Raw genomic sequence first — 20754 nt, forward strand, 5'->3', positions numbered from 1 at the left:
TATGTGAACCTTTCCCAAATAGTTACTTTTAGATTAATTCACAACCCATTTTTGCTCTGTTTTAGGTAATTTTAAGGTATTCACTCCCCCCAATGAACTAAAATTGCTCTACCATGAATGGTAATGAGGGAAATAACCCATCCTTTATATCCAAACTCCGGCAAATTGTCCTTGACAATTTGAGGGAAGAACAATTCAGCGTGGAAGACCTTGCCACTGAATATGGATTGAGTCGTTCACAACTTCATAAAAAACTCAAAAAGAGTATTGGTAAATCGGTTAGTCAGTTCATACGGGAGGTTCGCCTTGACGAGGGACTGAAACTATTGAGAGAAACCGATTTGACTGTTTCGGAGGTTGCCTATGAGGTAGGTTTTGCGAGCCCTACTTATTTCAATACTTGTTTCAAGAACTACATGGGATATTCCCCTGGAGAGGTAAAAATAAGAAACAACATAGATGACTTGGAAGATATAGTACAAGTCGGTTCTTCAAATGTGAAACAACCACAAAAGAGAAAATGGGTCTTTTATTCCATAGGGGCCATTATTAGTATTGCTTTGTTCTATGGTGTTATCCAAATAGGAAAGAATGTGGGTCGAAGTCAAGAGGCCGAAATGGGAGTTGCTTTGGAGGGTAGGGATGGAAGTGAAAAAAAGTCCATCGCTGTATTGCCTCTTAAAAACTGGAGTGGTAATGAGAATTTAGATTATATCTCAGATGGAATGACCGATGCCATCATAAACAAGTTGGCAAAAATAGAATCCATAGATAAAGTGATTCCATACACATCTGTAGCACGGTACAAAGTCATTGACAAATCCATCAAAGAAATAGCACAAGAACTGGGCGTAAACAATGTTATACAAGGGAGCTTTCAGTTAGCGGGAAACAGCGTAAGTATCAAGCTGCAGATGATAGATGGTGAAAGTGAGCAACAATTTTGGGACCAAGAATATAATGAAACCTGGGTAAGCGATGAGCTTTTTAAACTTCAAGCCATGGTAGCGGAAAACATTTCAGAAACTATAGGGGTAGAAATAACCGAAACTGAAGAAAATGAAATAGCTTCCATACTTACTTCCAATAAACAGGCCTATGACTTATACCTACAGGCGAACTATGAATGGTCAAAAGGTACTAAACTCGGCTATGACAATGCAAAAAGGTTATACAATAAAGCTGTACAAATAGATTCGACATTTGTAGAGGCTTATGTGAATTTAAGTCTTGTATGGCATTTTGGTTCTAGTTATTGGGGTTACTATAGTCGCGATGGAAGAGAGATAGCCAAAAAATACCTTCTAAAAGCAGGGCAAGTAGCGCCAAATAATAAAAAAGTTATTGATGCAAGACTGAGGATGGCGCTATTTAATGAATGGGATTTTGCCATGTTAGAAGAGGACTACCATAAAACCCTAATCGCCCCTCTGTATCTTTTATATACTGGGAAATATGAAGAAGCGTTGGTTTACATGAAAAATGCTGACGACTTAAAAAAGGCAGATGAGAACTTATACATTTATTGGTACGCAGAAACCCTTTTTTATAATAATAGAATGGAAGAGGCATTGGATTTGTATAAAGATTATTACGCTATCTACAATGATGATTTTGAATGGGTTAGAAATGCTGTAAAATATCTGTATCACATGGGCGAATATCAGATAGCAAGAAAATGGCTGGATAATTTGATGAGGATTTCCCCTGATCGACCGCCAATAATAATTTGGCTTCATGCAGTAATCAACGAATCTTTGGGGCAAGATGAGGGGGTGAATGAAATTTTGGAGCTACTAAAAGATTTTGAAAGAAAAAATAAGCCTGGTAGCCCAGCCTGGTTTACTGCCCTTTATTATTGTCATATAAAGGAATACGATACTGCCTTTTATTGGCTGAACAAATCCTACGACAATCATGAAAATGAAATGGTATGGTTACATTCTGAGCCCTTATTGAGACCAATTAGGGAAGATGCACGCTATTTAGAGCTCCATAAAAAAGTGGGTTTTCCAGTTGCTCCCCTTGGTAAGCAGCCAGCTTTCTAAACATAAAAACACACAAAAAGGCCATAAATGCAACGGATATTCCTTAGATGATACATTATTTAAACACTTTCAATTTTTTTTAAATGACTTACAATTAAACTTGTAACACATGGATACATAGTTAATATGTGTTGCGCTACGTGACTTTCAATATTTGTGACATCAAATAATTTATTAATCATTTAAAATTTATGTCATGAAAAGTTTAGTTTTAAGTTTTGCGATTTTTACAGTTTTTCAAATTGGTTACTCACAAGGGGATTCATTTAAAAAATCATTTGAAGATGTTACCTTAACTAACAGCTCTTATCTCTACGAGGTGAAAGACCAGAACACTCCAAAAATTGTACAAGGTTTACAATTAAAAGCTGCAAATTACGATGTCCGGGAATTAGCGGATGGTCAGAGCTATGATTCGGAAGGTATTAAAGTAATACATCGAGCTACAAATGGTTACATATCCACTGTATACAACAAAATGGGCCAAGTTGTTACTTCATGGGAACGATTTCGGGATGTGGCACCGCCAAAAAGCATTCAAAAATTGGTGGCAAAGAACTTCAAAGGATGGGAAATTGTTGGTAACAAATACATTAGTATGTATGACAAGGAAAAAGTCAAGACCAAGGTTTATAAGTTAAAACTTTCAAAGGAAGGTAGAACAAAAAGGGTAACAATAGATCTTTTGGAGCTATAATCGGAGATTTTATTAAAAAAGACCTCGTATAATCATACGGGGTCTTTCTGCTTTTAAAGTAGAGCATAGAGTTAAATCAACATTGTTTCTTGGCAATGGGTTTAATTTTCTTGTTGAAATGTGGAAGGTATACAAGGTATTTCGTGGTGGATGTCAAAATACTTACAAAACCATCGTGGATTTGATTTGAAATAGTAGGTGCTTTTGCTGTTAGCAATTTCTTTGGTGTTGAAATCGCTAAGAGATTATTATGGTTTGTTAGCTGGAGTTTTAATGCGCGGTATTATGATAGACTTCATCAGTGACCTTGTTTCTCTAAAGATAGCCATGATGCTCAACCTTGTAGGGTCACTATTTATTTCTAGGATGGGATTTTAGGCAAAACCACAAGTGTCCAACAAAATAATTAGCAAATCATCACTTTTTTGTAGGTAAATACATGTTAATATGTATTTTTGAGCCGTCTCAACTTACAATTTCAATTTCCCCAACCGAAACACTTGCTAAAATCAAGTGCTGTTATGGTATTCGTTTAAGTAACCAATTAATCTGAATACTATGAATAAACCGTTACTATTTTTCTTTGCTTTTCTATCATTTACCATTGTAAATGGTCAGTCCTGTAATTGCGATGTGACCTTATCTGGATTGTCTTCTACAACCCTAAATTTAGTCTGGGCTTCACAAATCAGTTATTCTCCTGGGGATACCATTTGTATTCCTTCAGGGAACTATGCTGGAATTCGATTTTACGATTTTGAAGGTGATGCAAGTAATCCGGTTGTGTTTAAGAACTGTGGTGGTCAAGTCACGCTAAATGAAACTGCCTATTCTGCTTTAGAGTTCAAGAATAGCAAGTACATTCATTTGACAGGAACCGGAGATTCTTCAGTGAACTATGGGATTAAAATAACCGGCACAGGTTCTTGGTCCATGGGAGTTGTACTTAGCGCATTGAGTACTGATGTTGAAATAGATCATATTGAAGTGGCATCAGCAGGTTTCGCAGGCTTAATGGCGAAAACAGATCCAGATTGCAATAAATCTGAAACATGGAGGTCAAATGGGTTTATAATGAAAAACCTTGATATCCATGATAATTATATTCATGATACCGGTGGGGAAGGAATGTACATTGGATTCACCATAGGGTATAAACTAGATGATGGAAGAAATTGCAGTGGTACCATGGTATATGGTCATTGGCTCGAAGATGTTGAAATATATGACAACGTAGTCGAGAATACAGGATGGGACGCCATTCAAGTGAATCTAACTAGAGAGAATGGAAAAATATACGATAACACCATCTACAATTATGGAACTGATGGGAGATGGGGGCAGGCCTTTGCCATGAGTCTAGGTGGTGGCACCTATGATGTTTACAATAACTTCATCGAAAACGGACCCTTGGAGAAAGGTTGGGGCATGCAGATCATCAATGGAGAGAGCGGTACTAAGGTATACAACAATGTATTCATTAAACCCAAGATGCATGGTGTGTTTTTGCATAATCGTCATGAGTTCGAAGACATCACCGAAGGATATTATATCGCGAACAATACCATCATTGAACCTGAACGCGCCGGAGTCCATTATAATACCACCGTGCTTCATCCAGTAGACCCAGCTGACCTCTATAGAAATCAGAGCGAAGTACCATCCCATTTTGTGAATAATCTAGTTGTAGACCCAGGATACGATTTTGAAGGGGGAAACACTTGGAAACAAAATCAGGAGAGCTATTTTGACTTCAATGAGCGTGAAACTAGGGATAGTTTGTTAACCAACATCTATACAAACATAATGACACGTCAAATCGATACACTAGGCTTAACAGATACCGTTAACCACGATTATAGTCCAAGTTCATCCTCATCATCAGTTGTTGACCAGGGTTCTAACCTCACCAGCTGGGGTATTACTTTTGATATGGATAATACCGCAAGACCATCTGGTTCAAATTTTGATATTGGAGCTTATGAGTTTTTGTCAAGTACTGCATTACTAGCCGGTATTCCGGAGGATATTGAATTGTTTGATGGATTATCAAAAGAACAAGAGGCAAGAACTTTGTTTTACCCTAATCCAACGAGTTCCACTTTCAGATTGGAAAATGCGAGTTATAAAAAAGTACATATGCAGCTGATTTCCTTGGACGGAAAGATTGTGTACAACGGTAATTACAGTATTGGCAGCTCTTTTAACGTAGAGCAGTTTAGAGCGGGACTATATTTTTTAAAATTAGTAACCCCAGAGAAAACTGAAGTTCATCGTTTGATTATACGATAAGGATTGATAAATGAAGAAGCAAAACTCCCATCTCTATGAAGGGAGTTTTTGTTTTAAAGGACCTATACTCTTGGTAAATCTCCTTCTCCTTTTAGTGGTAGATTGGAAACTCCCATTAAATAGGCATCTACATGATGGGCTGCCTGACGCCCCTCTGAAATAGCCCAAACAATTAGAGATTGGCCCCTACGCTGATCACCAGCCACAAAAACGCCAGGGACATTGGTTTTGTAGTCTTTTGAAGTAGCTTTGATATTGGTTCTTACATCCATTTCAAGGCCTAATTGCTCGGCTATTGTGGTTTCTGAACCTGTGAAACCTAATGCTAGTAAAGCCAAATCACAATCCCACTTTTTTTCCGTTCCTTCAATTTCTTTTAACTGAGGTCTTTTTCCAGGAACTTTTACCCATTCCACTTCCACGGTAAGCAAGCTCTTCAGGTTACCCTTGTCATCCCCAATGAATTTTTTTGTGGCTATACTAAATACACGTTCTGCCCCTTCTTTGTGGGAAGAGCTGGTCCGCAATCGCATGGGCCAAAAAGGCCAAGGCTGTCCCTCGGGTCTATCTAAAGTGGCCTTGGGCATAATCTCAAAATTGGTAACGCTTTTTGCACCGTGTCGTATTGAAGTTCCAATACAATCCGAACCTGTGTCCCCTCCACCAATCACGATTACTTGTTTGCTTTCCGCAGAAAGATTTTCCCCTTTAAATGGAATGCCATCCACTTTTCTATTGTTTTGAGGTAAAAAATCCATGGCTTGGACGACTCCTTTCAAATCTGCTCCAGGAATTGGAAGTTGGCGCCTTACCGTAGCTCCACCACATAGTACAATCGCGTCATATACATGTTTGAGGTCATTGGCAAGGATGTCAACTCCTACGTTGACTCCAGTTTCAAAAATGATTCCCTCTTTTTCCATAATCTCCAAACGTCTATCTATGATATGCTTTTCCATTTTGAAGTCTGGTATACCATAACGGAGCAACCCCCCGATTTTCTCATCTCTTTCCAAGACCGTTACACTATGCCCTGCACGATTTAATTGTTGAGCCGTAGCCAATCCTGCCGGACCCGAACCAACAACTACCACTTTTTTACCTGTTCTTTTGTTTGGCAAAATTGGTTTTACCCATCCCTTGTCAAACGCAGTTTCCACGATGTTCTTTTCAATGTTCTCAATGGATACGGGATCTTCATTGATTCCCAAGACACAAGCCTCTTCACAAGGTGCTGGGCACAACCGTCCAGTAAATTCCGGAAAGTTATTGGTTGAATGTAGAATTTCAGCAGCTTTTTCCCATTTTCCGCGATACACTGCATCATTAAAATCGGGGATAAGATTTCCCAAAGGACATCCACTGTGACAAAACGGTATACCACAGTCCATACATCTAGCCCCTTGTTTTTTAATTTCACCCTCTTTTAGAGGTTGGGTGAATTCCTTATAGTTTTTTATACGCTCCTTGACAGGGGTGTAGGATTCCACCTTTCTGTCAAACTCCATGAATCCTGTTATTTTTCCCATGATAAAATTATAAGGTTTGTAATTTTTCCTGTTCCAAACGAATTAACGCCTGTCTATACTCTTCAGGGAATACCTTGATGAACTTGGGCAAGGCACTCTCCCAATTTTCTAAAATGTTTTGGGCAATAGGACTTAGGGTGGCATTATAATGATTTTCGATAAGCTGCCTTAGTTCTTGGATATCACTTTCTTCTTCCACTGAAAGAAGATTCAAAGCTTCTCCATTACATCTTTGTCTGAAAGAATCGTCAATATCATAGACATAGGCAATTCCCCCGCTCATTCCGGCACCAAAGTTTCTGCCTACGGCCCCGAGAATTACTGCAACCCCTCCCGTCATGTACTCACAGCCATGGTCGCCAATGCCTTCCACAACTGCTTTTGCTCCAGAATTTCTAACACAGAAACGCTCTCCAGCCTTACCATTGATATAAGCTTCACCCGAAGTGGCACCATAAAGTGTGACGTTACCCGTTATGATGTTTTCTTCAGGTTGCAACGTGGATTTGTAAGGAACCTTGATAATAAGTTTCGCTCCGGAAAGTCCTTTGCCCAGATAATCGTTGGTATTTCCATTGACTACCATTGTAAGACCTTTAGTGGCAAAAGCACCAAAACTTTGCCCTGCGGAGCCCGTAAAATTCAACTTTAAGGTATTTTCCGGCAGTCCGTCCGCACCATAAATCTTGGATATTTCATTGCTTATGATGGCACCTACCGCTCTATCAGTATTGTGAATTGGGAAATCTAAAGTGGTTTTTTCCTTCCTAAACAAGGCAGGGTGTGCTTTGGCAATTATGTCGAACTCTATGGAATGGTTCACGGAATGTTCTTGTTTCTCAGTATTGTATAGTTTGGTCCCTTCTGGAACGTCTATTTGGTAAAGAATTGGGCTTAAATCGATACCTGAAGCCTTATAGTGCTCAATTGCTTTCTTTCTATCCAATTTTTGTACTTGCCCCACCATTTCATTGACTGTTCGGAAACCAAGTTTGGCCATAATCTCCCGAAGTTCTTGGGCAACGAAATACATGTAATTGACCACATGTTCTGGTTTACCCTTGAATTTTTTGCGTAGCTCAGGATTCTGTGTGGCTATACCGACAGGGCAGGTATTCAGATGACAAACGCGCATCATTACACAACCGGAAGCAACCAATGGGGCTGTTGCAAATCCGAACTCTTCTGCTCCCAAAAGGCAAGCTATGGCAACATCTCTTCCGGTTTTTAGCTGGCCGTCGCACTCCAAGACAACACGGTTCCGCAAATCGTTAAGGACTAAAGTCTGTTGTGCCTCGGCAATACCCAATTCCCATGGCAATCCGGCATGTTTTAATGAGGTTAGTGGGGAAGCTCCCGTACCTCCATCAAAACCTGATATTAAAATAACATCGGCCTTAGCTTTCGAGACCCCGGCAGCGACTGTTCCAACACCAACTTCCGAGACTAATTTCACGTTCACTCGTGCTTCTCGGTTCGCTGATTTTAAATCATAAATCAACTGGGATAAGTCTTCTATGGAATAGATATCGTGATGGGGTGGTGGGGAAATCAGGCCTACATAGGGAGTTGAATTCCTTGTTTTGGCTATCGCCGGGTTTACTTTTGGTCCTGGCAGCTGTCCACCTTCACCTGGCTTCGCTCCTTGGGCCATTTTTATCTGGATTTCTTGAGCATTGGTCAAGTAATTGGAAGTAACACCGAATCTACCTGAGGCCACTTGTTTTATAGCACTGTTTTTCCAATCCCCGGATTGGTTCTTGTAAAAACGGGTGGAATCTTCACCTCCTTCGCCAGAATTGCTCTTTCCTCCAATTCGGTTCATGGCTATTGCCAAGTTTTCATGTGCCTCTTTGCTTATACTTCCATAAGACATGGCACCTGTTTTAAAACGCTTAACAATTTCTGTCCATGGTTCCACTTCTTCTATTGGAATAGGGTCATAGTTGGAGAACTCGAACAATCCTCGAATGGTCATTAGATTTTTGGACTGCTCATTGACCAATTCTGAGTATTCCTTATAAGTTCCCGGTTCGTTATTTCGTACCGCCTTTTGCAGTTTGGCCACACTGAGCGGGTTGAACATGTGCTTTTCCCCGTCTCTTCTCCAGCGATACTCTCCACCTATCTCTAAATCAAGATTTGCGGCCAACTCCTGTTTCTTGAATGCCTTGTTATGTCTTTTGGCGATTTCTTTCTCAATCTCGTACAATCCAATTCCTTGAATACGTGTAGGGGTGTTGGGGAAATATTTTTCTACCACTTGGGTATTTATCCCAATGCATTCAAACAATTGTGAACCTCGGTAGGAGTTTAAGGTAGAAATCCCGATTTTGTTCATCACCTTAAGAATACCTTTACCAATGGCTTTGTTATAATTCTTGATGGCTTCATCGAAAGTGTACTCCGTAATATCGTTTTCCTTGATTTGTTGCCCTATTATTTCATTGACCAAATAGGGGTTAATGGCACTTGCACCAAATCCAAAAAGCAAGGCAAAATGATGAACTTCCCTTGGTTCGGCAGATTCCACAATAATACTCAACTTGGAACGCTTGCCCATTTTTCGTAAGCCGCTGTTCACAAAAGAACACGCTAACAGAGCCGGAATAGCTGCCATTTCCGTGCTGACCATTCTATCGGACAAAATAATGATATTGGCTCCTTGGTCAATGGCGGTTGAAGCCTGTTGCAAAATCGAATCCAAAGCTTCTTCCAATCCATTATGGCCCTTATTTACCTCATATAACATGGATATGGATACCACTTTATAGTCAGGGCTACTGTCGTAATTTTTAATCTTATCCAAATCTTCCTTGGAAATGACAGGATTCTGGATTTTCAGTTTTCGGCAATGCACTTCGGAAAAATCAAAAATATTATGGTCGCTACCCAAGGTGAGGCTAATATCCGTTATCAATTCTTCCCGAATACCATCTAGAGGAGGGTTGGTCACCTGTGCGAAAAGCTGTTTGAAGTAATTGTATATAAGTTGAGGCCTTTCCGAGAGCACTGCGATGGGTGTATCAGACCCCATAGAACCAATAGGTTCTTTGCCGTTTTTTGCCATCGGCAGGATAATGGTATTTATATCTTCTAAAGTATACCCAAAAGCGGAAGTACGTGTCTCCAATGGAAATTCACCATAAAATACTGGACAATCATTGTAAGGAATATCTTTTAGGTGTACTAGATTATCGTTTAGCCATTTTTTATACGGATGCTTTTTGGCAATGGATTCCTTGATTTCTTCATCATTAACAATTCTGCCTTCTTCCATGTTGACCAAGAACATTTTTCCAGGTTCCAGTCGACCGTGGAATTCTATATCCTCAGGTTCTAAATCAACCACACCCGTTTCCGAGGACATAATTACATATCCTTTTTTAGTGACCGAATATCTAGAGGGACGCAGACCATTTCTATCCAAAACGGCACCGATATAGTTTCCGTCTGTAAAAGGAATCGAAGCAGGACCATCCCAGGGCTCCATAAGGCAAGAGTTATATTCGTAGAAGGCCTTTTTGGTTTCCGACATTTCTTCATTCTTCTCCCAAGCTTCTGGAACCAACATCATCATTACTTCAGGTAAGGAGCGACCTGTCATTAAGAGCAATTCCACTACCATGTCCATACTTGCGGAATCAGACTTGCCAGGTAACACAATGGGAAGTATTCGTTTAATATCTTGACCAAACCAATCGCTTTGCAAAAGTTCTTCTCTGGAACGCATTCGAGAAACATTTCCACGAAGCGTGTTGATTTCCCCATTGTGGCACATATACCTAAAGGGTTGGGCCAAATCCCAAGTGGGGAATGTGTTAGTGGAAAAACGTTGATGGACCAAAGACAATCGTGTTACTACCCTAGGGTCCAGTAAGTCTTCATAGTATTTGCTTATATCCTGCGGGACCAACAGCCCCTTGAAGATGATAATCTTTGTGGAAAGGCTAGGTAAATAAAAGAACTGTGATTGGGATAGTTTGCTTTCTATGATGGCATGTTCCGTGACTTTCCTTGCAATGAACAGCTTCAAATTAAATTGAAAATCATCCAAAGCATTGCCCTTAGCAACAAATACCTGTTTTACATAAGGCTCGGTTTCTTTGGCTATTCTTCCAGGAACGGAACGGTTTACTGGAACATCCCGCCATCCTAAAAGTTGCAATCCCTGCTCTTTTAAGTTATTTTCAAAGGTATCTATGCAAAACTTCCTTTGATTTTCTTTTTGAGGTAAAAAAACGTTGCCTACGGCGTACTCTCCAGGTTGAGGAAGGTCAAATTTGCATACCTCAGTAAAAAAATCATGTGGGATATCAATAAGGATACCAGCGCCATCACCTGTTTTGCCATCGGCACTAACCGCACCCCTGTGCTCCAGTTTATCTAAAATCTCTAAAGCTTTGTGAATAATATCATTGGACTTTCTTCCCTTTAGGCTACATATGAAACCTGCTCCACAGTTGTCATGTTCAAATTCCGGCAGATATAATCCTTGTTTTTTCAATCTCATCGTTGCGACATTTCTTCAAAAATATCATTTGAGATGAGATAATATCAGCATATATTAAAAATGTATAGAAAATATGTAGGTATTGAATTAAATCGTTAAAAATAACGGAATACAAAAAAAAGAGAGATGTTAAATTATCATTATCTCAAAACAGGTCATTCTAGACAGGGCAAGTCTTAAAAAATAAGGGGATAAGGCTATTGTAAAAAAAATAAAGTGACAAATGCCCTATAAAAAAGGAGGTGTTTTATAAAAAACATATACTCTTTGAACAACCGCCCCTTATTTTTTTAGAGGTTGGGTTTTTTAATAAAACACGGTTTATACTAATCCCTAAGAACACTACGAGAAATCACAATTTTTTGGATTTCTGAAGTACCCTCGTAGATTTGAGTGATTTTGGCATCTCGCATTAAGCGTTCCACATGATAATCCTTAACAAATCCATTTCCTCCATGTACCTGAACGGCTTCTACTGCGGTTTCCATAGCTACCTCGGATGCATATAATTTGGCCATGGCTCCGGATAAATCGTAATTGTTGCCATTATCTTTATCCCAAGCTGATTTGTAAACCAAATGTCTGGCTGCTTCAATTTTGGTATGCATATCGGCCAATTTGAAAGCTATGGCTTGATGATTGCTTATTTCCGTACCAAATGCTTTTCTTTCTTTTGAATATTTTTTTGCGAGTTCATAAGCTCCTGCGGCAATTCCCAAGGCTTGTGCGGCAATACCAATTCTTCCTCCGGCCAAGGTTTTCATGGCAAATTTGAAACCAAATCCATCTTCACCAATTCTATTTTCTTTTGGTACTTTGACATCATTGAAAATCAAAGAATGTGTGTCACTTCCACGGATGCCCAATTTGTTTTCTTTTGGACCTATTTCAAAACCATCCATTCCCTTTTCAACGATAAAAGCATTGATTCCTTTATGTCCTTTATCAATATGAGTTTGGGCGATGACCAGATAGACTTCAGCAGAATTTCCGTTGGTAATCCAGTTTTTGGTACCGTTAAGAATATAATGGTCACCATTTTCCAAAGCGGTGGTCTTTTGGGATGTTGCGTCGCTTCCCGCTTCAGGTTCAGATAGGCAAAAAGCACCAATGGCCTCTCCTGTGGTTAACCTTGATAAATATTTTTCTTTCTGTGCCTCCGTGCCGTAGGTTTCCAGTCCCCAACAAACCAAAGAGTTGTTTACAGAAACCACTACGGATGCCGAAGCATCAATTTTTGATAACTCTTCCATAACCAAAACGTAGGAAAGCGTATCCATTCCGCTACCTCCGTATTTTTCATTCACCATCATCCCCATAAATCCAAGCTCTCCCATTTTTTTGACCTGTTCCGCTGGAAACTCCTGTGCTTCATCCCGTTCAATAACTCCGGGAAGCAATTCAGTTTCTGCAAAATCTTTGGCAGCTTGCTGTATCATCAAATGTTCTTCAGAAAGAGAGAAATCCATAATATTGAAAAATAGTTAAAAAAGGTTTGCAAATATAGTGTTTAGGTAGGGAATTTCTAAAGGAATGGACGCATAATTGAGAATGGTTTAAAAGAATTGGGTTTACAGAATGGTAGCTCTGCTCGATTTGTATTTTTCTGCAATGAGATTATGTGGGCAAACTCATTTTGAATATCTTTAGCAAACTAGACTTAGTATTGTAGACTTAACAACAAAATAAACCAACTGACCTATGGAAACCTTACTGATAGTCATTTTTGTTCTTGGATATCTTGCCATTACTTTAGAACATAACCTTAAAATTGATAAGCTTATTCCAGCTTTGGCTATGATGGCCATTTTATGGGCTATGATGGCTTTTGGAATCGACGGGTTTACTTCTTGGTTTGATTCTGGGAAACATGCTTTGCTTGATAATTTCGGAGCATTGGGGCATGAAGACAAGATGCACTTATTGGAAGAAACCTTGTTGCATCATTTAGGAAAGACTTCTGAAATATTGGTTTTCCTATTAGGGGCCATGACCATTGTTGAGATTATTGATTATTTCGATGGTTTCGCAACTATCAAAACATTTATAAAGACACGGAGCAAGAAAAAGATACTTTGGATTTTTGCCTTCTTGGCCTTCATCCTTTCCGCTATAATAGATAACCTTACTGCAACCATAGTTTTGATTTCCATACTACAAAAAATTGTGAATGATAGGAATTCCAGACTTTGGTATGCAGGTTTAATCGTAATTGCTGCCAATGCCGGTGGTGCATGGTCGCCTATTGGAGATGTTACGACTACCATGCTTTGGATTGGAAACAAAGTGTCCACTGGAAAACTCATAAGTTATCTATTGCTACCTTCCTTAATTTGTATGTTGGTTCCAACATTCATTGCGTCTTTTTTGACTCCTTTCAAAGGAGAAATTGAGGTTGAAGATGCCACACCATCCAAATCAAAGTTTGGAGCAAGAATGCTTTACTTGGGATTAGGAGCCATTGTTTTTGTACCCATATTCAAAACAGTGACGCATTTGCCACCCTACGTAGGTATGATGCTCTCTCTTGCCGTAGTCGCCACTTTTGCAGAAATATATAGTCAAACTAAGATTTCCATTTCTTCTGTAAACCATGAAAGTGATGCCGGATCCCACCATAGTCCGGTGCATAGTGCATTGACTAAAATTGAGTTGCCCAGTATTTTATTCTTTTTGGGAATTTTGATGGCAGTTGCCGCTCTAGAGTCCTTAGGTCTACTTTTCAATTTTGCTGAGGGCCTAAAGCAAGGTATTGGTTTGATTGGTACGGAACTGGAGGGTACCGAAGTTTCCGATTTGGTTGTACTGATTCTAGGTGTCGGTTCTGCTGTTATTGACAACGTGCCTTTGGTTGCCGCCAGTTTGGGAATGTTCTCTGAACCTTTGGATAATCCTTTATGGCACTTTATTGCCTATTCTGCTGGGACAGGGGGTAGTATGCTTATTATCGGCTCAGCAGCTGGCGTTGTGGCCATGGGTATGGAAAAGATTGACTTTTTCTGGTATCTGAAAAAGATAGCATGGTTGGCGCTTTTAGGTTTCATTGCCGGAGCTATCGGTTTTATCGCAATGCGATTTTTCCTTTAAAGAGATACTTTAACAAAAAAATCTCCGTTATTATTGCAACTTAAAATTGGGGATTTTATATGAATTTGTATCAAGAAGTGGAAACGGCCGCAGAACTTGCCGAAGCTGTTTCAGAGGAAAAGACACTTTCCGTAATTGATTTAATTGTTAACGGTGGTACAGGAAGTATTGTAATAATTATGGTGCTTTTTGTGTTATTGTTTGTTGCACTCTATATTTATTTTGAACGCATTTTTGCCATTAAGGCGGCCTCTAAGATTGATAAGAATTTCATGAACCAGATTCGCGATCATGTGATGAACGGAAAACTGGAAGCTGCGAAATTACTTTGTGCTCAAACAGATTCTCCGGTGGCTAGGCTCACTGAAAAGGGAGTAGCTCGAATTGGGAAACCCCTTGATGATATCAATACGGCCATCGAAAACGCAGGTACACTTGAGGTATATAAGCTTGAAAAAAATGTTAGTGTACTTGCTACAGTAGCTGGAGCAGCGCCCATGATAGGCTTCTTGGGAACCGTGATTGGTATGATTTTGGCATTCCATGAAATGGCCTCAAGTGGCGGCCAAGCAGAAATGGGCTCATTGGCTTCGGGAATTTATACTGCCATGACCACTACTGTTGCAGGATTGGTTGTAGGTATTATAGCCTACATTGGTTATAATCACTTGGTGAACAGAACTGACAAAGTGGTACATAAGATGGAAGCCAACGCTGTGGAGTTTTTGGATTTGTTAAATGAACCGATTTAAGGGAAATCTTCGGTATGAAACTAAAGGGAAGAAATAAAGTAAGTCCAGAGTTTAGCATGTCATCCATGACAGATATTGTATTTCTGTTATTGGTTTTTTTCATGCTGACTTCCAACGCGCCAAATGCATTGGACCTTTTGCTGCCCAAAGCCAAAGGGAAATCGACAAATACTCAAAATGTTTCGGTGACCATAAACAAGAATCTGGAATATTTTGTGAACAATGAGCAGATTAACGAGGAATACATTGAAATTGAATTAAAAAAAGCACTGGAAGGGCAAGAGAAGCCTACCATTATTCTAAGGGCAGAGGAGAGCGTTGCAATCAAGGAAGCTGTCAACGTTATGGATATTGCCAACAGAAACAGTTATAAGGTTATCTTGGCAGTGCGACCCAAGTAATGCCATTTTTAGACACGAGACACAAGAAAAAATCCTTTACGCTTACCACACTCTTATTAAGCGCTTTATTATTGCTGCTTTTTTACATTGGGTTGACCTATTTGGACCCTCCCATTGAAAATGGCATAGCCATTAATTTCGGTACGACTGATTTCGGGTCCGGCAAGGTGCAACCTAAAGAAAAAGTTAGGCAAGAGCCCAAGCAAGTGCAACCTGAACCTGTCAAGGAAACTCCACCACCTGCAGAACCCCAACAAACTACATCAAATGAACCCGTTGAAAAAGTGTTGACAAGCAACGATCAAGAAACCATAAAGATTAATCAACAAAAAGAAGCCAGACGTAAAGCGGAAGAGGCCACCAAAAGGAAAAAGGCAGAGGCAGAACGTATAGCGAATGAAAAAAGGGCAGCAGAAGAACGAAAAAGAAAGGAACAAGAGGACAAAAAGAAAAATCTGGATGCTTTGATAGGCGGTATAGGAAAATCGGATGGAACGACGACAGGAAGTGAAGGGGATGATTCTAGACAAGGAGATAAGGGAGACCCAGCTGGGAATCCATATGCTACTAGCTATTATGGAGCTCCTGGAAGCGGAAGTGGAACTGGTGGATATGGACTCAATGGTCGTTCTTTGGTAAGCAAAGGGGCCGTTCGCCAAGAATGTAATGAGGATGGCAGGGTTGTGGTTCGAATAGTGGTAGATCGCAACGGAAAGGTCGTTAAAGCAACGCCAGGAGTCAAGGGGACTACAAATAATGCTCCATGTCTTTTAGAGCCAGCAAGGAAAACTGCGTTACTCCACAAATGGAATTTAGACTCGAAAGCACCTTCTCAACAAATAGGTTTCGTAGTGGTTAACTTTAAGTTGGGTCAGTAGATTTATGACTTATAAAGAGACCATTGACTGGATGTTTGCCCAGTTACCTATGTATCAACAAAAGGGAGCTTCAGCCTTGAAGCACAAGTTGGACAACATTCTGAATTTTAGTCAACATTTAGATACTCCCCACACAAAGTTTAAGAGCATACATGTGGCTGGTACTAACGGCAAAGGCTCTTCGAGTCATATGATTGCCTCTATTTTGAAAGAGGCGGGCTATAATGTAGGTCTGTATACTTCACCGCATTTAAAAGATTTTCGCGAACGTATACGAATCAACGGAAAGCCGATTGGTAAGGACTTTGTAACCGATTTTATCTCCACCCATATGGACTTTTTGGAAGCTAATTCTCTTTCATTTTTTGAAATGACGGTAGGGATGGCCTTCTCTTACTTTGCTGAAAAGAATATAGACATCGCTGTTATCGAGGTGGGTCTTGGTGGTCGTTTGGATTCCACAAACATCATAACCCCTGAAGTCTCTTTAATCACAAATATTGGTTATGACCACATGGATATTTTGGGAGATACTTTGGAGAAAATTGCCCTGGAAAAGGCGGGAATCATAAAAAAGAAAGTTCCCGTAGTGATAAGTGAAAAACAACAAGAAACTACAGGTATTTTTCAAATGATTGCTGCTCAAAAACAGTCTCCATTGTTCTTCGCCCAAGATGAACAGGTTGAGGATTATGCTATGGACTTGTTAGGGGAATATCAAAAAAAGAATATCAAAGGTGTAGTGGTTACTATCAAAAAGCTGAAAGGTTTTGATGTTAGTAAAAAACATATCAAAAAAGGCTTATCTCGGGTAATCCGGAACACTGGGCTTTTGGGAAGATGGCAGGTTCTGGGGAAAAACCCCAGCGTAGTTTGTGATACAGCGCATAACAAAGAAGGTTTGGAAGAGGTCTTAAGTCAACTTAAAAAGCAGAAGTATGAAAATTTGCATATCGTTCTTGGATTTGTCTCTGATAAGACTTTAAGTTCTTTACTATCACTTTTTCCTAAAAAGGCAACCTATTACTTTGTCAAACCTGATGTGATAAGAGGACTTTCCGAAGCAGTTTTGCAAGAAAAAGCAAGTTCTTTTGGGCTTAAGGGTGAATCATATTCTTCGGTTAAAAAGGGATTGAAGGCGGCAAAAAAAGCTGCAAGCACATCCGATTTTATCTTTATCGGCGGCAGCACTTTTGTGGTTGCGGAGGTACTTTAATATTTTAGGTGTTTTCTTTTTGCAAAACAGAAAATGATACTATATTTGCACACCCATTTGGGAAACGAATGGGCGCGTAGCTCAGTTGGTTCAGAGCACCTGGTTTACACCCAGGGGGTCAGGGGTTCGAATCCCTTCGCGCCCACATCTATGGAAAAGGGATACATTGGCAAAATGTGTCCCTTTCTTTTTTCAAGATATCACCTTGAAACCTTTTTCCAACTCTTAGTCCTATCCTCTTTATTGTTCTGAAAGTCAGGTATCAACATAAAAAATATAAATATTACTTATGTAAATGGTAAATAGATTAAATAATAATTTATATGAAATTCTTACGTTATTTGTGGCATCAACATCTAATTTAATTTTCTATGGATACAAAAGTATTGACCAGACAACCCAGTAAGAAACAACTAAATACACCCGTGAAAGTGGCCGTTGCCCAAGGAGATGGTATTGGCCCAGAAATCATGAAGGCCACTCTTCGTATTTTGGAAGCTGCCGGTGCCAACATTGAACCAGAGTTCATTGAGCTAGGTGAAAAGGTGTATTTATCTGGAAATACTTCTGGTATTGATGCCAATGCATGGGATGCTATCCGTAACAATAAAATAATCTTTAAGGCCCCTATAACAACTCCTCAAGGAAAGGGATACAAAAGTTTGAACGTAACACTTAGAAAGTCTTTGGGTCTTTTTGCAAATGTAAGACCGGTAACTGCTTTGCACCCTTTCGTTCCTACTCACTTTCCAAATATGGATGTAGTGATTATTCGTGAGAATGAGGAAGATTTATATGCGGGGATTGAACATAGGCAAACACAAGATGTTTACCAGTGTTTGAAGTTGATTACAAGACCCGGTTGTGAGCGCATTGTCCGATACGCTTTTGAGTACGCCAAGGCGTTTGGAAGAAAGAAAGTGACCTGTATGGTCAAGGACAACATTATGAAGATTACAGATGGATTGTTCCATACCGTCTTTGATGAAATCGCCAAGGAATATCCTGAAATAGAAAACGACGTTCAGATTATCGACATAGGCTCAGCCAGATTGGCTGCCAAACCTGAACAATACGATGTAATAGTCACTGCTAATTTATATGGTGATATTATCTCTGACATCGCTGCAGAAATTGGAGGTTCGGTAGGAATGTGCGGTTCCGCAAATATTGGGAAGAATGTTGCTATGTTTGAAGCTATTCACGGTTCTGCTCCGGATATCTCCGGACAAGGAATCGCAAATCCTTCTGGGTTGATAAACGCGGCTGTCGCCATGTTGGCACATATTGGACAATCGGAAATAGGGGATAAGGTCAAAAATGCTTGGTTGACCACTTTGGAAGAAGGGTACCATACCGCTGATATTTATCAAGAAGGAATTAGCTTAAAGAAGGTTGGGGCTCAGGAATTCGCGAATCAAGTAATCTCCAATCTTGGACAAACTCCTTCTGAGCTTGCCAAAAGTGTCTTGGCCCATGGTAAAGGAGCTGTTCAAATTCCGGATTATGTGCGTAAAACTGAGCACAAGGAGTTGGTAGGGGTAGATGTTTTTCTAGATTGGCAAGGGAATGACCCCAATGAATTGGGCGATGCTCTTTCGGAATTGGATATCTATCGCTTGAAGCTAAAGATGATTACCAACAGAGGTGTTAAAGTATATCCCAAAGGCTTAAAAGAAACTTATTGTACAGACCACTGGCGTTGCCGATTTGTAGGAGACGATGCCAAAATAAACACCAAAGAACCCACTTATGCTTCCATCGATTTTGAGCGTGTGGTTGCCTTATTGTCCAAACTTGGAAATTTGGGATATGATGTGATTAAAACTGAAAACTTATATGAATTTGACGGAAAACGGGGCTTTTCTCTAGGTCAGGGTGAGTAAAGCCTTTTGGCTCCATTTTTAGTCGTGAATGCATCAGCCTATTTATTGTCCGGGTTGGTGCATTCTCTTTTATTTTGGAAAATACTTTACTTGAAAGGAAATAGTGAATAAAGTGATAATTAGAGTTTTCCTGATTACATGACCTAATTTCCGTCATAATCATCATCACCTACCCAATCGATTAGGGCGTCTATTTCTTTAATCGCTTTGCGCCTTTTTTCTCTAGATTTTGAAATGATTTCCTCGCTATTGTTCGGATTGGATATTTGTAGATTGTAAAAATTGATAATGGTATTGAGCGCATTAAGCTTAGAGGTGATTTTCATTTGCTCAACCTGTTCTTTAAGTGCTTTCTCTGAGTTCTGTTGCGCTTTGGCAGACTTTTTCAACTCCAGTCTATTGGCTATAATCTCTTCCCTTTGAAGGTTGATATCCTGTTTTTGAAGTATAATGGTATAAAGAAGGCCGGCGAACGCCATCCCCGAAAAAAGTGCGTTTACAGCCCCAAAAAGGTCTCCAAAGGTTCCTCTCGACTCCCAATCATCCAAGAAGACAAGGATTAGAATTGCAGATAAAACCCAAATACCAACCACAACAAACAGGAGTACAGTTAAATTAGGGACAATAATCTTTTTAATAAAAGATGGGCGATTGTTCATTTTTAAAATGCAATTAAGTCCAAAAGACTTGTTAATGAGTATGTCGTGACTGTTAAACCCTGTTAAATACTTGACTTTCCCGGATTAAACTGTATATTAAAAGTATGAAACATTTAGTACACATCTTCAAACCATTTGTTTTCTAAGTCGAGTAATCGGCTTCATTTCTTGTGACGTGCTTTACGTCAACCACCGCAATAGTTAGTTATTTTTTAATTCTTGAATCCATGTAAACTCATGGATTAATTCAAGTAAAAACTTATTTAAAAAGAAAACAATGGAAATTATTAAAACAAACAATACAATAGAAAAAAACAAGGAATACAAAAAACTAGGATTCACTTATCTGGAAACTGCAGAAATAGTAGTGCATCTCAACACCTTATTAGCCAATTATCAAGTGTTTTACAACAAACTCAGAAATTTTCACTGGAATGTCGAGGGGCCAGAGTTTTTTGAGCTTCATGAACAATTTGAAAATGAATATAATGAGGTGAAAAAGAATATCGACACATTGGCAGAGCGCATTCGGGTATTTGGAATAAAACCCAATTTTACATTGAGGAAGAGCTTAGAACTTGCAGAAATCAAAGAATCAGAAAGAGAAAGAACAGCTTTGGAAATGGTAAAAGAAGTTATTAAAGACTTTGAAATTTTACATGATAATATGATTTCTGCGGTAGGAGCTTCATTGGACACAGGAGACATTGCTACGGAACAAATGTTGACCGATTTTTTAAGAAGATTGGAAAAAAGAAATTGGATGTTCACTTCTTTCTTAAAATAGAAAGTTTGC

Annotated in this window: 14 protein-coding genes and 1 tRNA gene; 11 read left to right on the forward strand and 4 right to left on the reverse strand. The window is 39.5% G+C overall.

The window, feature by feature from the left end; translation table 11 throughout:
* Window positions 1-113: 113 nt before the first annotated feature.
* From CLV81_RS09810 to CLV81_RS09820, 3 genes are all read left to right on the forward strand, one after another.
* Window positions 114-2048, forward strand: coding sequence for a helix-turn-helix domain-containing protein (locus tag CLV81_RS09810; protein ID WP_106144969.1), 1935 nt, complete (start codon window positions 114-116; stop codon window positions 2046-2048).
* A gap of 196 nt (window positions 2049-2244) precedes the next feature.
* Entirely contained in the window at window positions 2245-2745 is a 501-nt protein-coding gene (locus tag CLV81_RS09815; protein ID WP_106144970.1) for a hypothetical protein, read from the forward strand.
* Between the two features lie 558 nt (window positions 2746-3303).
* Window positions 3304-5037, forward strand: a complete 1734-nt coding sequence (locus CLV81_RS09820) for a T9SS type A sorting domain-containing protein (RefSeq protein ID WP_106144971.1) — start codon at window positions 3304-3306, stop codon at window positions 5035-5037.
* Window positions 5038-5099: 62 nt separating this feature from the next.
* Here the strand turns inward: CLV81_RS09820 and CLV81_RS09825 are convergent, their stop codons facing one another.
* The 3 genes from CLV81_RS09825 to CLV81_RS09835 form a co-directional block, all read right to left on the reverse strand.
* The gene (locus CLV81_RS09825; protein WP_106144972.1) at window positions 5100-6566 is read right to left on the reverse strand and encodes a glutamate synthase subunit beta; all 1467 of its coding nucleotides are present in this window, start codon (window positions 6564-6566) and stop codon (window positions 5100-5102) included.
* A 7-nt stretch (window positions 6567-6573) separates the two neighbouring features.
* A complete protein-coding gene (gene gltB, locus CLV81_RS09830; protein WP_106144973.1) occupies window positions 6574-11079 on the reverse strand; it encodes a glutamate synthase large subunit in 4506 nt (1501 codons plus the stop codon).
* Window positions 11080-11405: 326 nt separating this feature from the next.
* Window positions 11406-12548 (reverse strand): acyl-CoA dehydrogenase family protein, encoded by a 1143-nt coding sequence (locus CLV81_RS09835; protein WP_106144974.1) that lies wholly within the window; start codon window positions 12546-12548, stop codon window positions 11406-11408.
* 232 nt (window positions 12549-12780) lie between these two features.
* Between CLV81_RS09835 and nhaD the strand changes: the two genes are divergently transcribed.
* The 7 genes from nhaD (at window position 12781) to CLV81_RS09870 (ending at window position 19299) form a co-directional block, all read left to right on the forward strand.
* Entirely contained in the window at window positions 12781-14166 is a 1386-nt protein-coding gene (nhaD, locus tag CLV81_RS09840; protein ID WP_106144975.1) for a sodium:proton antiporter NhaD, read from the forward strand.
* Window positions 14167-14225: 59 nt separating this feature from the next.
* On the forward strand, window positions 14226-14918 hold the full coding sequence (locus CLV81_RS09845; protein WP_106144976.1) for a MotA/TolQ/ExbB proton channel family protein: 693 nt from the start codon (window positions 14226-14228) through the stop codon (window positions 14916-14918).
* A 14-nt stretch (window positions 14919-14932) separates the two neighbouring features.
* Window positions 14933-15319, forward strand: a complete 387-nt coding sequence (locus CLV81_RS09850; RefSeq protein WP_055396910.1) for an ExbD/TolR family protein — start codon at window positions 14933-14935, stop codon at window positions 15317-15319.
* Window positions 15319-16197, forward strand: coding sequence for an energy transducer TonB (locus tag CLV81_RS09855; protein WP_106144977.1), 879 nt, complete (start codon window positions 15319-15321; stop codon window positions 16195-16197). The genes CLV81_RS09850 and CLV81_RS09855 overlap by 1 nt, the downstream gene beginning before the upstream one ends.
* Window positions 16198-16201: 4 nt before the next feature.
* Window positions 16202-17413 (forward strand): bifunctional folylpolyglutamate synthase/dihydrofolate synthase, encoded by a 1212-nt coding sequence (locus CLV81_RS09860; protein ID WP_106144978.1) that lies wholly within the window; start codon window positions 16202-16204, stop codon window positions 17411-17413.
* A gap of 70 nt (window positions 17414-17483) precedes the next feature.
* A tRNA-Val gene (locus CLV81_RS09865) sits at window positions 17484-17558 on the forward strand.
* A gap of 226 nt (window positions 17559-17784) precedes the next feature.
* Complete coding sequence (locus CLV81_RS09870; protein ID WP_106144979.1) at window positions 17785-19299, forward strand: NADP-dependent isocitrate dehydrogenase; 1515 nt, start codon at window positions 17785-17787, stop codon at window positions 19297-19299.
* 143 nt (window positions 19300-19442) lie between these two features.
* On the opposite strand, the gene CLV81_RS09875 is transcribed toward CLV81_RS09870, so the two are convergent.
* The gene (locus tag CLV81_RS09875; RefSeq protein ID WP_106144980.1) at window positions 19443-19958 is read right to left on the reverse strand and encodes a hypothetical protein; all 516 of its coding nucleotides are present in this window, start codon (window positions 19956-19958) and stop codon (window positions 19443-19445) included.
* Between the two features lie 277 nt (window positions 19959-20235).
* Between CLV81_RS09875 and CLV81_RS09880 the strand changes: the two genes are divergently transcribed.
* Window positions 20236-20745, forward strand: coding sequence for a Dps family protein (locus CLV81_RS09880; protein WP_106144981.1), 510 nt, complete (start codon window positions 20236-20238; stop codon window positions 20743-20745).
* Window positions 20746-20754: the final 9 nt, after the last annotated feature.

Source organism: Flagellimonas meridianipacifica (genome assembly GCF_003001695.1).
In the GTDB taxonomy this organism is placed as follows: Bacteria; Bacteroidota; Bacteroidia; order Flavobacteriales; family Flavobacteriaceae; genus Flagellimonas; species Flagellimonas meridianipacifica.

Coding starts and splice junctions, on each gene's coding strand:
- CLV81_RS09810 (WP_106144969.1), top strand. CDS start 114: ATGAATGGTAATGAGGGAAATAACCCATCCTTTATATCCAAACTCCGG.
- CLV81_RS09815 (WP_106144970.1), top strand. CDS start 2,245: ATGAAAAGTTTAGTTTTAAGTTTTGCGATTTTTACAGTTTTTCAAATT.
- CLV81_RS09820 (WP_106144971.1), top strand. CDS start 3,304: ATGAATAAACCGTTACTATTTTTCTTTGCTTTTCTATCATTTACCATT.
- CLV81_RS09825 (WP_106144972.1), bottom strand. CDS start 6,566: ATGGGAAAAATAACAGGATTCATGGAGTTTGACAGAAAGGTGGAATCC.
- gltB (WP_106144973.1), bottom strand. CDS start 11,079: ATGAGATTGAAAAAACAAGGATTATATCTGCCGGAATTTGAACATGAC.
- CLV81_RS09835 (WP_106144974.1), bottom strand. CDS start 12,548: ATGGATTTCTCTCTTTCTGAAGAACATTTGATGATACAGCAAGCTGCC.
- nhaD (WP_106144975.1), top strand. CDS start 12,781: ATGGAAACCTTACTGATAGTCATTTTTGTTCTTGGATATCTTGCCATT.
- CLV81_RS09845 (WP_106144976.1), top strand. CDS start 14,226: ATGAATTTGTATCAAGAAGTGGAAACGGCCGCAGAACTTGCCGAAGCT.
- CLV81_RS09850 (WP_055396910.1), top strand. CDS start 14,933: ATGAAACTAAAGGGAAGAAATAAAGTAAGTCCAGAGTTTAGCATGTCA.
- CLV81_RS09855 (WP_106144977.1), top strand. CDS start 15,319: ATGCCATTTTTAGACACGAGACACAAGAAAAAATCCTTTACGCTTACC.
- CLV81_RS09860 (WP_106144978.1), top strand. CDS start 16,202: ATGACTTATAAAGAGACCATTGACTGGATGTTTGCCCAGTTACCTATG.
- CLV81_RS09870 (WP_106144979.1), top strand. CDS start 17,785: ATGGATACAAAAGTATTGACCAGACAACCCAGTAAGAAACAACTAAAT.
- CLV81_RS09875 (WP_106144980.1), bottom strand. CDS start 19,958: ATGAACAATCGCCCATCTTTTATTAAAAAGATTATTGTCCCTAATTTA.
- CLV81_RS09880 (WP_106144981.1), top strand. CDS start 20,236: ATGGAAATTATTAAAACAAACAATACAATAGAAAAAAACAAGGAATAC.